The 16584-nt window shown below is 31.3% G+C and carries 12 protein-coding genes and 2 rRNA genes; 6 read left to right on the forward strand and 8 right to left on the reverse strand.

Going from position 1 to position 16584, the window contains the following annotated elements; translation table 11 throughout:
- Positions 1–98: 98 nt before the first annotated feature.
- The 4 genes from rrf (Q4Q16_RS00005) (at position 99) to Q4Q16_RS00020 (ending at position 2808) form a co-directional block, all read left to right on the forward strand.
- Positions 99–216: ribosomal RNA gene (gene rrf, locus Q4Q16_RS00005) — 5S ribosomal RNA — on the forward strand.
- 61 nt (positions 217–277) lie between these two features.
- Positions 278–395, forward strand: a 5S ribosomal RNA gene (gene rrf, locus Q4Q16_RS00010).
- 690 nt (positions 396–1085) lie between these two features.
- Entirely contained in the window at positions 1086–1235 is a 150-nt protein-coding gene (locus Q4Q16_RS00015) for a hypothetical protein (RefSeq protein ID WP_303345338.1), read from the forward strand.
- Positions 1236–1347: 112 nt separating this feature from the next.
- Positions 1348–2808, forward strand: coding sequence for an ATP-binding protein (locus Q4Q16_RS00020; RefSeq protein ID WP_303345339.1), 1461 nt, complete (start codon positions 1348–1350; stop codon positions 2806–2808).
- A 367-nt stretch (positions 2809–3175) separates the two neighbouring features.
- On the opposite strand, the gene Q4Q16_RS00025 is transcribed toward Q4Q16_RS00020, so the two are convergent.
- The 3 genes from Q4Q16_RS00025 to Q4Q16_RS00035 all read right to left on the reverse strand — a co-directional run bounded on the left by Q4Q16_RS00025 (position 3176) and on the right by Q4Q16_RS00035 (position 10100).
- Positions 3176–5101, reverse strand: coding sequence for an endonuclease MutS2 (locus Q4Q16_RS00025; protein WP_303345340.1), 1926 nt, complete (start codon positions 5099–5101; stop codon positions 3176–3178).
- 80 nt (positions 5102–5181) lie between these two features.
- Complete coding sequence (locus Q4Q16_RS00030) at positions 5182–7599, reverse strand: U32 family peptidase (protein ID WP_303345341.1); 2418 nt, start codon at positions 7597–7599, stop codon at positions 5182–5184.
- Between the two features lie 2 nt (positions 7600–7601).
- Entirely contained in the window at positions 7602–10100 is a 2499-nt protein-coding gene (locus Q4Q16_RS00035) for a U32 family peptidase (protein WP_303345342.1), read from the reverse strand.
- 79 nt (positions 10101–10179) lie between these two features.
- On the opposite strand from Q4Q16_RS00035, the gene tmk reads away from it, so the two are divergent.
- Entirely contained in the window at positions 10180–10758 is a 579-nt protein-coding gene (gene tmk / locus Q4Q16_RS00040; protein ID WP_303345343.1) for a dTMP kinase, read from the forward strand.
- A 17-nt stretch (positions 10759–10775) separates the two neighbouring features.
- Here the strand turns inward: tmk and Q4Q16_RS00045 are convergent, their stop codons facing one another.
- The 5 genes from Q4Q16_RS00045 to mcm all read right to left on the reverse strand — a co-directional run bounded on the left by Q4Q16_RS00045 (position 10776) and on the right by mcm (position 16038).
- Complete coding sequence (locus Q4Q16_RS00045) at positions 10776–10985, reverse strand: hypothetical protein (protein ID WP_303345344.1); 210 nt, start codon at positions 10983–10985, stop codon at positions 10776–10778.
- On the reverse strand, positions 10986–11948 hold the full coding sequence (locus Q4Q16_RS00050; RefSeq protein ID WP_303345345.1) for a tyrosine--tRNA ligase: 963 nt from the start codon (positions 11946–11948) through the stop codon (positions 10986–10988). It lies immediately after the preceding gene.
- A gap of 8 nt (positions 11949–11956) precedes the next feature.
- Positions 11957–13000, reverse strand: a complete 1044-nt coding sequence (locus Q4Q16_RS00055) for a 60S ribosomal export protein NMD3 (protein WP_303345346.1) — start codon at positions 12998–13000, stop codon at positions 11957–11959.
- Positions 13001–13032: 32 nt separating this feature from the next.
- Entirely contained in the window at positions 13033–13440 is a 408-nt protein-coding gene (locus Q4Q16_RS00060; protein ID WP_303345347.1) for a translation initiation factor IF-2 subunit beta, read from the reverse strand.
- Positions 13441–14031: 591 nt separating this feature from the next.
- Complete coding sequence (gene mcm / locus Q4Q16_RS00065; protein WP_303345348.1) at positions 14032–16038, reverse strand: minichromosome maintenance protein MCM; 2007 nt, start codon at positions 16036–16038, stop codon at positions 14032–14034.
- Positions 16039–16163: 125 nt separating this feature from the next.
- On the opposite strand from mcm, the gene Q4Q16_RS00070 reads away from it, so the two are divergent.
- A complete protein-coding gene (locus tag Q4Q16_RS00070; RefSeq protein WP_303345349.1) occupies positions 16164–16583 on the forward strand; it encodes a hypothetical protein in 420 nt (139 codons plus the stop codon).
- Position 16584: the final 1 nt, after the last annotated feature.

Genomic DNA, 16584 nt, shown 5'->3' on the forward strand with positions numbered 1-16584 from the left:
AATATATTATATTGGTTTAATATAATTTGGTTAGGTGTTAACAGTAAGGGTGAAAATGTACTGATTTTCAAATCATGATTATTATTTGTATTATTAGGTGTTGCGGTCATAGCATGGGGGTTATACCTGGTCTCGTTTCGATCCCAGTAGTGAAGTCCTTTTGTGTTTTGTTTGTGTACTATGGTTTTCTATGGGAATTTCATTTCGCTGCAAGCCTTTTATAATACAAATTTACTTATTTACTTATTATTTTTATCATTCTCATAAATATAATGAGTTTTGCGGTCATAGCATGGGGGTTATACCTGGTCTCGTTTCGATCCCAGTAGTGAAGTCCTTTTGTGTTTTGTTTGTGTACTATGGTTTTCTATGGGAATTTCATTTCGCTGCAAGCTCATTATAATTATATACTTATTGAATTATCTTTATTTTTATTAACTAATTATTTTTTGATTTTTTCTTAATAGTGGAAAACTTATTTTTGTATTTTATTTCATATCTCTTAAATGGATATAAAAGTATTAGCTGAGCAATCAATTTTTGATTGATTTTTTTTTATTTTTCGAGTTAAGCAATGCTCAAAGTAGGGAATTGTTTTTAATCAATTTTATTTTAAGAAATAGTTAAATAGTATTTTTTATATAGTAATTAATGTCGCATCATTTTTATGACCAATGCCTTCGGTCCTTTTATGAGGGAAGTTGATACTGTCTATGATTAGAAGAAACCCAGCATTGGATAGGCTGCCAGTTTCGAGGGTTGCTCGAGGAGCTAAGGGTATTCTAGCAATGATTCAAGAGAGTTAGTATACTGGCAAAATCTTTTATATCTCTTTTTTTTGTAAGTATTATTAGTTAGATTTAATGGTGTTTTTTTACACAGCCGCACTTTGAAAATATTTATTATTAATAAAATTGAAATTATTTAATCTAAATTCATTGCAACGAGGTGAGTTTTCCATGGTTTTCACTATTGGGATATCAAATAAAGAGTTCTTCCAAGTTATTAAGTAGGGTATTAATACTTTCAGTCTTTTCGGGTCTTATGCTCATGAGGCTAATGAAAATAGTGATTTGGATTTTGTAATGGATAAAGATGAGTTAAGATGCTTGCAGTATGTTTCTTTAGTTCAGGATTTGGAAAATGAGTTTGGGGGTCATGTGGAGGGGTCAGTAAAGGAAGTTCAAATAAAAAGTTTCTTGTATACTGATTTTGTTAACTTAATTATGAATTAAAAATTTATTATGTCTTATAATTTATTGAATGTTAATTTATATAATATCATTCAATATATTGAATAACTATTTATATAAAATAACTCAATATATTATCAAAGAGGTGAATGTCATGAATCCCGATAATGAAGATTCAGTTTATGATTTTTTACAAAGTCAAATTACGGACACTCCATTATCCCTAAACAGTGAATTATCCAATAATAGAGTCAAATTTAATCATAGGGATGATTTTGATGAAATAAAAGGGTTTATTGATGAATTTATTGATGGAAATAATGTTAATAGATATATTGTATTGCCCGGCCTTAGGGGTGTTGGAAAAACAACTATTCTATTTCAGGCATATGATTATCTTTTGAATCAGAAAAATATCAATCCTGAGCAGATATTATATTTTTCATGTGAAGAATTAAATAAAATAGAAGATTGCGATATCTATGATATAATCAAATATTATCTGAAGACATTCCATAATTCATCACTTCAGACACTTGATGAAAAAATATTTCTGTTAATTGATGAATCCCACTTTGACAGGGAATGGTCAATTTCAGGCAAACTGATTAATGATAAATCAAAAAATATTTTCATGATTTTCACAGGTTCATCAGCAATAAATCTGGAGTATAATGCTGAAGCTGCAAGAAGAATGATTAGGTATCCGATAACACCATTAAATTATTCACAACATCTAAAATTAAAATACAATTATCCAACTGATATTTCCAATGATTTGGTGGATTTACTTTTCAATGGTAATGTTGATAATGCAATCATAAAAGAAAAACAGGTAAATAAAGATTTGTTGAATTTAAAGAATTATAATTCAATGGATTGGGATAATTATTTTAAGTTTGGCGGATTTCCATCAGTTATGCATGATACAAATCACAGAAGTGCATCAAAAAAATTATATTATTCTGTTGAAACGGTTGTGACAAAGGATCTGGGAACAATGAGTAACTTAACTGCCAATATGCAAACTAATGCATTGAGGTTAATGAAATTTTTAGCAGAGAAATATCCTGGTGACATTTCACAAAATGCACTTGCAAATAAAATCAAAACATCAGCAGGAAGTGTAAATACAATAATGGACTTGCTTGAAAAGACTCATTTGATATTTCATATAGAGCCGTATGCAGGTGCAAATGCAAGAGCAAAAAAATCATGGCAATATTTTTTTGCAACACCGAGCATAATGCATGCAATTAATCTTAAATTCGGATTTTCATCTATACAACAGAGTGAATATGAAGGAATAATGCTTGAGACATTAGTTGGATCAGGTCTGGTCAATCTGAAAAATAGTGAAAGGTTCTTTGATTTTGGCATATTCTATGACACGCATAAAGTGAAAAAACAACGTGTTGATTTTATAATAAAAAAAGATTTTGATGAGGTAATTCCAATAGAAGTTGGCCATGGTGATAAAAGTACCAGTCAGATTAATGATGCAATAAGGCGATATAAATCTCCGCATGGGGTTGTCATATCGGATACAACCAAAACAATTAAAAAAGTGGATAATGTAATATTTGTTCCAATAAAAACTTTTTCATTAATGTAAAATGTTAATTTGGGAAATATTTTGTATTTCCCAATTCCATTTTTATATAGTATATTATGGTATCGTGCTAAAAGTACTAAATATTTTGTATAGTATACGGGCAAAATCCCTTTTTACTATCTAATTTTACTTTTCAAATGTTTATTATTTATGAAATTAATTAATGATGATGGCACTTAGAAATCTGGTTTGTACGGTGATTTGGAAATAACTGTGAAAGCTGAATAACTTGGTGAAGAAATGGTTGAAGTGAAAAGTTCACTTGAAACAGTATTTTCCTGATAGACCTTAAAAAACTAAAGAAAAGGATATTTTTTAATATGCATTCATGTTCTGAGATAAGTAAAGAACATGCCAAAACCGGATTTTAGAATTTTTCTAAAATTCTAGCATATACTGCCTTTAAATCGTCGTCTGATTTTTCATAAATTCTTTTTAAAATTAATTCCGGAGTACTTTTAGCGAGGAAATTCATTTTAGGGGTTCTATCTACGATTAAATTATAATTTTCATCTAATCCTTTTGCCTCGATACCGTCAACTCTAATGTCAGTATAGTTCATGAGTTCTCTTGCCATATGGGTAACAATTATTCCATATGAATCTGATTCTTTTATCATATCTATGAATGTGGATATGATTTTAACTGCAGCATCCAGTTCGGTTATTCCTTCCAATTCATCTAACAGTACTAATTTTTCACTTTTTGTGGTAACGATTGGTATGAATACATTTAAGAATGATTCGAATGCTCCGGCATCAAGTGATCTTTTTTTAGAGAAATGATAAATCTCATCAAATAATTTGATTTTCGCACTTTTTGCACTTACTGGAAGTCCCATTTGGGCCATTATGGATATTTGTGTTAAGGTTTCAAGAAGTGTTGTTTTACCTCCGCTGTTGGCCCCTGTCAATAGTGCGATATTTTCGTCTTGTGTTAGCTGATAATCAATTGTTTGAACAAAATTTTCATCTTTTTTAAGTGCAAGTTCTAAATGCAACGCTCCATTTAATTCTATTTCTTCACTAAATTCTGGTCTGCATAAATCATATTCGTATGCAAAGCTGCCTAAACTAAATTCATAGTCAAATTTAATTGCATCTCTAACTTCTTCAATAGCTTTATTTTTAATAGAATTTAATTCTATGGATGCATTTCGTTTAATGTCAAAAATATCATTCTCTTTTTTAGATGATTGTTCAAGCGTTACTCTTTGAATTTCATCATCATCAATTTTAATCGGGTATGCTCTTAAAAATGGATCAAAACTTAACCCTGTTTTTTCATGTATGATTTCTTTTCTTTTACTTATAATCTCATCAAATATTTTACTAATCTTTGGCGGGAAGTTGTTGTTTAATAAGTTAAGAATTTCATCTCCTTCAAGGTCTACTTGTTTAATTGAATTTTCCAATTCGTTATCCATATCCTCTTTTAGAGAATAAACAAGTTTTTCAACATCCACTTCTCTTTTATCAATAATATTTAGTTCATCAATAATCGGAATAATTTCTCCCAGTACGCTTTTTTTATTCCTGATTTTTTGTATTTCATGAACTCTTGAAAACAAATCTTTATTTTGTATAAAAAAGTTTATTGTCTTTTCTGGAACGATTTCATAATCATTATCTTCAATATTTATCATTACAAGATTTGGCATACCTTCAAAATCGAGTATTCCCTGTGAATAAACGTAAAATACCAAATCATAATTCATAAGTTCTTCTCTAAGTAAAGGTGAATCGTTGGCAGTAATGATTGGATAATATTGATTCAATCCTAAATCCGTAAGATATAAATTGTCCTCGTCTGTTTCAACAAGAATGACTTTGCTTGGATCATATTCTGGTTTCGGTTCTTCGATTTCTTTTAAATTTTTCATTAATCCTTTTAATTTTATTATTGGAAGCTGTGAGACGTGCTGTTTTGCCTTCATCACAAAATCGAGCTGTGAATTTATTTTTTCAATATCTTTTGATGGTGAAAGCAATAAAATTCTATTTTTTGAATATGAAGTGTTGGAATATGCCAGCATTTTATTGATAATATCTTCATAAAGCTCTATTGCCCTGTCACTTTTTATAAATTCGCATTTGGGATTGTTTAACAATTGATTCATTATGTCGATGGCTTTCCTCTGACTTATTCCTTCGATATTAATTATTCTTTCAACATCAACATTATCAACAATTTTTTGGAGTTCTTCTTCACCTCCAACACTGTTTATAATCTTTTTTGAGATTTTATCTCCAATTCCTTTAATATTTTGCAAAGACATTTTTTCCATTTGCATATTCACCAAACCCTTTTTTTATATATGATATTTTTTTTAATATATATTCAGCATTGCCAAGAGCATTTGAAAAGTAATATCTAATAGTTGGCAGTCGTGTTTTTAAGACTGTGTTTTTTCAATTCTTTCTCATAGATGCTGCCGTTAAGTGCATTGTTATAGATATCAATCATTTTGCAATAATCATCGTCTTTGTATCTTCCATCAATTGCAAAATTATTGTATCCGATGTTTTTTAGATGGTTTATTTCATTAATCAAACAAAGTTCTCTGTCGTCAAATATAATCAATTCTTCTGAAGAAATACTTTTATGAATAGGATATTTGCTGCCTTTCGAATCTATTAAATGATTCTTATAATTTTTTTCATGTTCATCTCCATAAAGCAGAGGATATCTTGTTTTCATAAGTTCAACAGAGCCCTGAACCAGTATCTCAATTTTACTGGGTGATTTGCAATGTCTGATTATGTCTTCATAATCTTTTTTAGACAGCTCCGGCGATAATGTTACGATTTTATAATTTCTAAGGCTGTTTATTGTTTCATTATTTGCAGTGTTCATAGAATAGGACGAATATTCTCCATTAAAATTATTGCTCATAACGGGCAAATTATAATGCATCTTTTTTAATATGCTTTTTACTTTATTGAATGCTTTAACTAATTTGTCATGGGTGATATCCGGCCATTTCCAGATTAGCTCATAATTTTTATCATGGGATATTTCATAGGCTTTTTTAATAAAATTAATCATGTAATTAAGGTTATAATTCTCATTTGAAATAATCAATGAATCGTTTTCATTTGGGATTTCCAAATAAACTCTTTTCACATTTTCAATATTCTTTAAATGGTTTAGATTATTTGTATAAAAAGAAATATTGTGGCCTGAGTTCTTGTGTTTGTTTTCAGATGTTTTTAGCTTAATTTTTTTATTTTCGTGTTTGTATGAGCTAACAACTTCCAATTCTAATTTTTCAAATAAGTTTCTTCTAAGTTCATTAATCTTGCTGATTGGAATAAACAAGGTTCCGTCATAATTGATATTGGTCTGGATAATTTCATATGGGTAGTTGTCAGTTTTTTGAAGCTGTTTTTTAACGGTATCTGCAGAAACACATTTTTTAAGAGGCTTTTCAAATGGAGTGTTTCCAACAACCTCGCATTCAAACTGCTTTCTATTGGCAAGGGTTAATTTTCCTTTTAATAGGGGGAATTTATTTTTCATTGAAAATGTAATTATTAATTTTGATTTAACAAAACTTGATCCTTTATTTTCAATTTCTTTTGCTTTTTTAATTATTTCTTTTCTTTTTGTCAGATATACGTCAGATTCTGTTAAATCGAAAGTGCTTTTTTTATTTTGCCATACTTTTTTAACAACTAAAACTTTATTTTTTCGTGTTAGGTCTTTAACTGGTTTATTTTTACCGTTCTGGTAATGATTTAATGTTGTAATTAATGGATTTTGGGATATTTCAAATCCGTAATCTTTATTGTTTTTAATAAGGAGTAAACCGTCTCCATTTCCAGGAATGTCTTCAATTGAATCATTTAACCTGATTGCTATTTGGTTTTTCTTTGAGTCTATTACATGACCTATTTTTAATCCAATATGTCCTGCTTTAAGGCTTCGTTTTGGCGAATTGTTGAAATGCCCTTCGCAAAGTCCTCTATTAAATACAAGGTTTATTTCTTCACTTCTATGTTCCTTGCCGCTTTTTAATTTATTCAACGCTTTTCTGTAATTGCTGATTACAATGGCTAAATATTCCTTGTTTCTCATTCTGCCTTCAATTTTAATACAGCTGATATTTAGCTCTGAAAGGTCTTTTAATCGATTAAATAAACTCAAATCGCAAGGGGATAAATAATAATCTTCTTTTTTAATTCCCTCTATTTTGTATTTTTGTCTGCAGGGTTGTGCACAGGTTCCTCTGTTTCCGCTGCGCCCTCCTTTGAAACTGCTCATTAGGCATTGGCCTGAATAGGAATAGCATAATGCTCCATGAGCAAATACTTCAAGTTCCATATCTGTGTTAAGAGATGCGATTTCTTCTTTTCTCATCTCGCGGGGAAGCACTATTCTTTTTATTCCTTTGCTTTCAAGATAGTCCAGTTTCAACTGATTTTCACAGTTCATTTGCGTTGACGCGTGAACTTTCAAGTTTGGCAAATATCTGTTAATCAGTTCAATTAATCCTAAATCCTGTACTAAAACGGCATCTACTCCAATTGCATATAACTTTGAGAGATAATTAATCACATCTTCCAGTTCATCTTCTTTTATTAATGTGTTTACAGTAACATAAACTTTCACATTATGCATATGGGCCATATTTACTGCATCGTTAATTTCATCTAGCGTGAAGTTGGTGGCGTATTTACGGGCTCCATACTTTTTTCCAGATAAATAAACAGAACTGGCGCCGGCGTTTATCGCCACTTTCAAATTATCCATTGACCCAACAGGTGCAAGTAATTCGGGAATTCTCATTGTTAATCCTCGTGTAATCTGCCTTCAATATAATTGCCTTTGTTAATGTAGGATTGTGAAAAGTCCATTATTTGGTATTTGTATTCGCTTAATTCTTCCGGAGTTTTATTTTTAAGGCTTTCGTTGTAAATTGACAATATCTGGCTTGTATATTTTTCATCAGAATATCTGCAATCAAGAATTAATGAATCAAGCCCTAAGTTTTTAATTTCATTCATTTCTTCAATTAAACATAAACAGTCCTTGTTGATAATGTGGCTTTGTCTATTGTAGTCGAAAAATACTTTGTATTTGAATTTTTTCCTTTTTTTATCTTCTAGAATTGCATAATCAGCATCATTTGAAATTATAAAGTCTTTTCCATCATTTAAATTAGTAAAATCGTCTTTACTTACGATTACTTCTAAATTTCCATTGACAATCATTTCCAAATCAATATTTCTGTCATGGTTTTTAAGTACTAATTCTTTAATTTCATCACTTGAAAGTTCAGATGATAAAATTAATGATTTAAATCCGGCTTCATTTAAATTGCGAACACAGAAACTGTTCCACACATTCAAATTATGATTTCCATAAATAGGACAATCAAATATTTCGCTCATTGCCGGAAAATCCCCCATTACAGAAATTATTATGCCTTCATCTTCAAGCTCTTTTATGATTTCACTACATCTTATTGCGTCTTCTTGTGAAATAAATGATGATAATACCCAGACAAATTCAGTTTGCGCAGCCATCAAACTTCCTTTCTTTAAAATATCTTTAATATTTTTAAAGTAATCCTCAGGGTTATTGTAATGGCAGGTTCCATCAAAATAAATTCGCTTCAACTCAAATCCTGATGTGGCTTTAATCTGTGAGAGGCTATCAATGAATATGGATAACTTCGGTGTTTTCTGTTTAATTTTGCCTTTGTCATTTTCATAGTCCTCTATAAACTTAGTCAAATTTTTTCTCACGGATTTTACTGATTTCTTTGTTGGAGTATAGTGATTTTTTAACATTTCAGTTGCAGTATTTAATATTTCTCGTCTGATTTGATTTATTTCACTAATCGGTATGAAAATGTCATTCGGCATATTGTTAAAACGGATATTTTCAATATAAAATGGGGTTTCACCAGTTTTTTTAAGCTGTTTTTCAATTGTTTCCTTGGAAACAGGTTTATTTTTGGCTTTTTCAAATTTATCCAATGTTTTGTGTCTGAAATTAATTAATTCATCATTCAGGTAATACTCAACTTTAGTAAATAGGTTTAGCTTTTCATCCCATGTTAGGGATAAGTTAATTCCGATATTATTTTTAACGGTTTCCTTTTCAAATTGTTTTAGATACTCGTGTGTTGATTTTGAATAGCTTATAAATACTTCAGTTCCGATTTTGACAAGACGTGTTGTGTCTATTATGATTTCATTTTCGTCCTGTTTTATGATATTTTCTAAATAAATGCCTTTAATCTTGCCATTGTATTTAAATGCAATTCCATCTCCAGGTTCTAAAATAACTGGGATTTCTTTGTTTTTAATTTCAATTGTGACTTTTGTACCATCTATATTTGTTATATCTCCGATGTATAATCCTTCATGTCCTGAACTGCCTCTGCCCATTACATCTCCTGGTTCATCTCCCATCACATATCCGTTTGTGAAGTTTCTGTTAAATACGAGGTGTAGATCTTTTTTATAGTCTCCGGGATTTCCGTCGATGAGGTTTCTGTAACTGTTTACAATGGTTCCGATATAGTCTCCAGACTTCATTCTCCCTTCTAATTTGAGGGATTTGACTCCTGCATTGGAAATTGCTTCTAAATTATTATATGTGGCTAAATCATGTGTCGAAAGCAAATATCCGTTTCCGATATTGTATCCTCTGTATTTTAGACGATATTCTCTTCTACATGGCTGAGCGCAAGCTCCTCTGTTTCCGCTTCTTCCGCTATTGTAAGATGACATGTAACATTTTCCACTAACGCAGTAACATAATGCTCCATGACCAAATATCTCAATATCCATATCGATATTGTCTTTTTTAAGCTGATCATGTGTTTGTCTTATTTGTCCAATATTGATTTCTCTTGGCAAAACCACTCTTTTTATATTGTTTTTATAGGCCCATTTAATCGAACTGTAATTGTTTAAACCCATTTGTGTTGATGCATGAACTTCCAAATCAGGAATTAAAGTTTTTAAAAGCCAAATCAATCCGAAATCTTGTACAATTACTGCATCAACTCCGATTTGATATAATTTAAACAAATAATTTAATACATCAACCACTTCAAAGTTATTTACTAATGTATTAACTGTTACGTGGACTTTGACACCATTTAAATGAGCATATTCAACTGCTTTTTCTATTTCTTCCATTGTAAAGTTCTTAGCATATGCTCTTGCCCCATAATTTTGCCCGGCAATATAAACTGCATCTGCACCAGCATTAACTGCGATAACTAATACTTCATATGATCCGGCGGGAGCCAATAATTCTTCTAAAACCATTTTATTTTTACACCTTGTGTTTTATTCATTGATATCTTTATAATTAATTATATATTAAATTTAAAACATATTCTATTTTATGTATATTGTATTTGAAGGAATTGATGGTGCTGGAAAATCAACTCAAATTCAATTATTAAAAGAATGGCTTGAAGCTAACGGATTTAGAGTTGAAACATTAGTGGAACCAACAGATTCTGAAGTTGGAAAACTAATTAGGAAAATATTGCAACGTCCAGACGCAACAACAGACAGGGTTCAAAAAACATTAGGTCTTCTTTTTGCAGCGGATAGGATGTTAATTATGGACAAATTCGATGATAAATCGAAAATCATTATTTCGGACAGGTCATTTATTTCAAGTTTAGCATATCAAAAACCTGCTGATTGGATTGAAGTTTTAAATAAGTATGCTAAAAAACCGGATTTATTGATTTTGCTTGACTTGGATGTTAAAAAATCAGTTGCCAGAACCTCTGGTGAGGATACCTTTGAAAATGAGGAGTTTTTAGTTGAAGTTAAGGATAATTACTTAAAACTGGCTGAGAATTATACTCATGAAATAATAAATGCGAATAATGGTGTAAATAAAGTCTCTTCCGATATTAAAAAAACTGTGGCGCCATATGTGGGGTTATGCCCTGACTGTATACAATAAATAAAAAATAAAAGAGTTTAGTCTCTTTCTAACTCTTTTAATCTTTCACGAATTGCATTTTCTAAGAATTCTTTTGCTTTTACAAGTTCGTCATATTCTCCGATAATTTTAGGTCCGAATTCGGTTTGTTCTAATTTTATATCGAATTTTTCGAATGCATGAGCAAGCATCTGTTCGCCAACACCATTTGGCAAACCCATTTCAAATTCTTCTTTTTCTTCAACCATTTAATTTTCCTCCATGTATTTTCTTACAGGGGCAAAGAATTCAATTAAGAAATCTTTTATCCCGTTTTTCAAATCCATCGGATGTAAGTTGCCTTCACCAAAGTCTTTAATCAGTTCGTCATGAGTAAGTTCTATGTCTCCACCAAATTTTTCAGGTCTTTTGATGAGCAGCTTTTCCTGATTCGGATAAACAAAAGTTTCTGCAATTTCAATCATAGGATTTCCTTCAATTTCACCCTGAGGGCAGTAGCTTTTATTGATTTTTTTAGCAATTTCTTCAGCGGAGTCATCTACTGCAATATAGTTTCCTTTACTTGAAGACATTTTTGCATCTCCGTCAAGACCGTGCAATAATGGTGTGTGAATACAGACCGGCACATTTTCACCAATTTTTTCTAAGTTTTCACGTGCCAACATCTGAATTTTTCGCTGTTCCATTCCTCCAAGGGCAATATCTACATTAAGTGCCGCCATATCGACAGTTTGCATAATTGGGTAAACTACACTAGCTACTTTAGGATTGTCGTCTGCACGACTTACCTGATCCATACTTCTCCTTGCTCTTTTTAAAGTAGTCATAGTGGCCAGTTTATAAACTTTATCAGTATAATCAGGGTCTAGCTGGAATGTTGAACCGTAAACATATTCTGTGGTTTCATCAAGACCAAGAGCTTGGAAACATTTTTTATTGTACTCTGCTGTTTCTGCAATTTCTTCAACAGTTCCTTTTTCATTTAAAAATGCATGGTAATCTGCTAAAAGGATTTTAATTTTAAATCCTAATTTTTGCAACTGTTTAAGTTTTTGTACAGTTACTGCATGTCCTAAATGTATTTTTCCGGAAGGTTCATAACCTGTATAAGCTATAGGTTCATCTTTACTGAGCACTTCATTTAGTTCTTTTTCATCTATAACTTCCAAGGTTCCTTCTTTGATTAACTGAATTTTTTCTTCAATATTCATTTTATCACTTAGTTTAGTAAATATGTGCAATTATCAATTTTTATAAGTTTTATTTCATCTCCAATATTATAATCTGCGAATTTTTCTTTCATTTCTAAATCAACAGCCCCATAATCGGCAGGATCTAAGATTTGGATAATGCTTGGAGACATTGAGATTATTGTTGTTGTTTGAATATCTGACGCTTTTTTGACAAGTGAAATTTTTTCTATATTCTTTAAAGGAATATTCTGCTTTTTGTTTGTATCAATATCTTCTCCAACAATCCTGTTTTTATCGATATTGTTTACTTGGATTATCTTATTTTCATATTTAACAAAATCATTAATTTCAAATTCAGGAATTCTAACTGAAATCCAAATTCTGTAAAGTCCTTTTCCGGTAGACTTATCTTCGCTAATAAGTCTTGGTGATTCCTTAATTACTCCACCAAACTCTTCTTTTAAAGCTTCAGCAACCTTTCTGCCGCTCTTTAAAGAACCGATGTAATAATCATAACCTTCTTTGAGTTTTGCAATTTGAGGACAGTAAGCCAGTTTGTCGCTTTTGTATTGTTTTATTAAGGTTTTTTCAACAATATCATCAGCTTTTTCATATTCTTCTTTTTTTATTTCTCTTTTATCTGCTCTAAATTGAATAACTGATTCGTAATAGCCGGACTGCAATTTGCTGCATGTAGGACAAACTGTTTTTAAGATTTTAACTTCAGTTTCTTTGGTCTCTTCAATTTGAGTTTTTTGAACTTCACCAACAATCTCTACGTAACATTTTGCTATCGTACCTTTCATCTGATCGATTTCAAGATTAATAATTTCATTTGAAACTTCATCAGCAATTTTTATGTTTCTCTCAAGTGCTCTGTAGATTATTTCTTCTTCGGGAATGTTTTCTTCACTCCATTTTCCCTCTTCAAGTTTACTGTTGCAATGGCTGCATATTTGAACTTCAATTCTTTTTGGCAGTTCAATCATCTGGAAATCTTTTAAAAAGCAGTCAATACAGATGTTGCCGACCATTTCTTTATCAGTACTTCCGCACTCCGGACAAAACATGGTATCAATAAAAATAAGTAAAAAAAGGTAAATTATAATGTTTTTAAAGGCGCTGTAGCACCGCATGCAGCACATTTAAGTAGGAATATTCTACCTTCTCTAATAATTCTTGTATCTGGTCTGTTACATTCGTGGCAAATTACGTATTTGTCCACATAATCTTCAATTCTTTCATTAATTAAATAATGAGTAAATTTACCTTGCAAAATTGCTCTTTGACCTTCAATATTTCCTGCTGTACCTAATTCCCTCATTATGAATTTTAATAGGTGTTGAGGGTCTCTATTTAGGCCTTCTGCAACGTCTTTAAAGTTTTTAATAAATGTTCTATTACCTTGGATATCTGAATAAGCTTTAGGAATTTTGAATCTTTTGTGTTCAAATACTTCAGGAGGTAATTGGTCAATTGCTCTTTCTAATAAATCTTCGTATTTTTCCATTTTATCTCTCCGTGAAAATTAGTATAGGTATAATATATTAAATTTTATTTTAATCCTTTATTAATGTATTGTTGGTTGGGTCTTGTTGAAGTTTCATCTTCGGAATTTGGTCAATTAATCGATGTTGTAAACCAGTGTTTTTTTGTCTTGTTTATTTATTATGTGGTCTTAAGCATTTTATTTTATTTCTTCATGAACCTTTTAGTTTTATTGTGCTGAATAGGATTTTTATATTATTCTCTTTTAAATGAATTTCTTTTTGATATGTTTTAAGACTTAATCGTTACTGTCTGCAGTATTTGAAGAGGGATTTGGGAAGTATCTAATCTGGCGATTTCCTTCTTCTCCCATCAGGGTTATTTGTACTGTATGTTTTGTATGTTATTGTGGATTGGTGTTTGCATTTTTTTTTTAAGATTCTTATTGGTGTTATTTCAATTTTCAGGTTATTTTTAAAGATTTTTGCTTATTATAAATGGAGCATTATTGCCGTCGAAGTAATATGAATCAGGTTATATTGAATTTTATAAAAAAAGAATAGGTTTTTAGACTGGACGTCTAAAAATCCGTTATTTGATTATGTATTTATGTTTAGTTGTCTACGAGCCTGAAGTATCCGTTAGTCGGCTGGTAAATAACTCCTTTCTGGATTAGGTTTTTAATAATCTGTTCGGTTTTATCTTCACTTAATCCATATTTGTCGCTCATATTGGATATTAATACATTTGAAGGAGCTTGTCCAGCATATTCTTCCTCAAGAAGTTTGATTTCATCAGTAACTCTTTGTATTTTGTCCCTATCTGATTTAGGTGTTCCTCCACTTACGATATCTGCGTCGATTTCTCCAGTTTCAGGATCAACACCAACTTCTTTAAGACATGCCATTTGCAGTCTCACAGCTTTTTCAGCATCTTCCTTATCAACAGTTTCTTTAAGTTTAATTTTAGCGCTGGCTTCTGAGAGACGGATAATAGCTTCAAGTTGTCTTGCAGTAATTGGAACCGGGCCCTGTTCATCAGGATTGCTGTTCCTTGTGCTTACATAGAACTCTTTTAAAACTTCATTTGCTTCATCAGTTAATTTTGGATTGATGTTCTTACGGGCATATGCAATGTATTTTCTAAGCAATTCAGGTTCAATTTCATAATTAACAGTATTTTCCTGGTGAGTTTTTAAAATGTGTTCTGCTAATTTTGAATCGTTTTCTCTGCTTGGCTTATCTTCAATTACAAAAATTAAATCGAAACGGGAAATAATCGGAGCAGGAAGATCAATCTGTTCTGCAAGAACTTTGTATCTGTCAAATCTTCCAAATTTAGGGTTTGCAGCAGCAAGCACGGAACATCTGGAATTTAATGTTGCCATAATTCCTGCTTTTGCAATACTTACTGTTTGCTGTTCTAAAGCTTCGTGAAGTGCAGACCGGTCTTCGGACCTCATTTTATCAAGTTCGTCAACACAAACGTTACCTTGGTCTCCAAGCACTAATGCACCTGCTTCAAGTGACCATCCGCCAAGCTCGTCTCTTACAGCGGCAGCTGTTAAACCTGCGCCGGTTGTACCTTTACCACTTGTATAAATACTTCTTGGCGCTAATCTTGAGACATATTTTAATATTTGTGATTTACCGATACCCGGGTCCCCAACAATAAGAATGTGGATGTCTCCTCTTAATTTAGTTTCATCTTCAAGCTGTTTTGCAGATCCTCCGAATAATTGCAGAGCAATAGCTTCTTTTACATCCCTGTAACCTCTGATTGAAGGGGCCGTTGATTTGATGATTTTATCGTAAATGTTGGAGTCTTTTGATAATTCAATAATTTTTTCCTCATCTTCTTCTGAGAGGTGCAATTCTTCAAATTCCTGTTCAAGAGGTTCAATGTAATTTACATAAATATAATTTTTAAATTTGCCGCTTCTCTCTTCTCTAAATGTTTTTAATGTCCCTGTGATTCTTACTTTGTCTCCGGGATTTAATTTATCTACTAAATCGTCTTCTAAAATCATTAACATTTGTTTAGGCTCAGTTCCTCCGGATAAATTCTCTAACGGTTCTTGCATTCTTGCAGTTTGTGTGTCAATGTATCGGGATTCCTCTTGAAGCAGCCTAAATGACCTTCCACCACATTCGCTACATAATGAAGGTTCTATTATTTTATTCCCTGAGCTTTGTTCAACTTCATGCAACCTCATACATCCTCTACATTCGAAAACACCGGTTTCAATACGTGGTCTTATTTCATCGGTTTTTCTCACAATTCCGTCTGCTGAAACAAATGTTCCAATATATTTGCTTAAAAGATTTTTTAATGGGATGATGTTACTTAGATTTTCAAAACGAATGTTGATATCTGCGTCCTTAACAAGAGGGTCAATATTTTTTATAGCTATTTTGGCAGCTTCCATGACCTCTTCCGGTTTGTCGATTAATAAATCAGCCAAGTCGGGATCAAATATTTCCAATGTCCTGTAATCCACATTTAGCGATCGTTCATCAGGATATTTCTCAAGTATTTTAAATACATCATCTTTATAAGATGTGGCAAAAAATTCTTCAAATTTTGCAATTGATGTTTGTGATTTAGTAGTCGAATTCATTATCATATTATTTTTTTTTCATTGTTAAAAAAAATTTTGTTATTGGTGTTGCATCAATAAAAATTTATATACTAAGAATTTATATACTATAATCTGATAATTTTATTAAATTATGTGAGGATAATATGAGAAAATCTAGACTAAGTTTATTTAAATCTACTTCTATGATGATTTCTGTTGTTGGAATCATAATGATAATATCAACAATTATTGTAGTGGCGTATGTAGGATATAGTATAGTTTCATCCAGCATTACAAACGATATATCCTCTGGAACACAGTATGATGAACTTGCTCAGCTTAAATCAGAATATCAGAATTTGTCTGTAAAATTTGATGATATTAAACCAACTTATTATGCTGGCGGTTCTGATGATGTGAAAGTTTATAATGATGCTAAATTGGAGCTGACACGGGCAAATTCAGCAATTGAAAATGTTCAAAGTGCTTTAGATGCAAATAAACCATCCAACGATGTTGACAGCAGAATTGTTTTTGCTAAAGAAAAACTCAAAGCAGCTCAAGATGCTTACAATACTTTATAAT

Source organism: Methanobrevibacter sp. (assembly GCF_030539875.1).
Classification (GTDB): domain Archaea; phylum Methanobacteriota; class Methanobacteria; order Methanobacteriales; family Methanobacteriaceae; genus Methanocatella.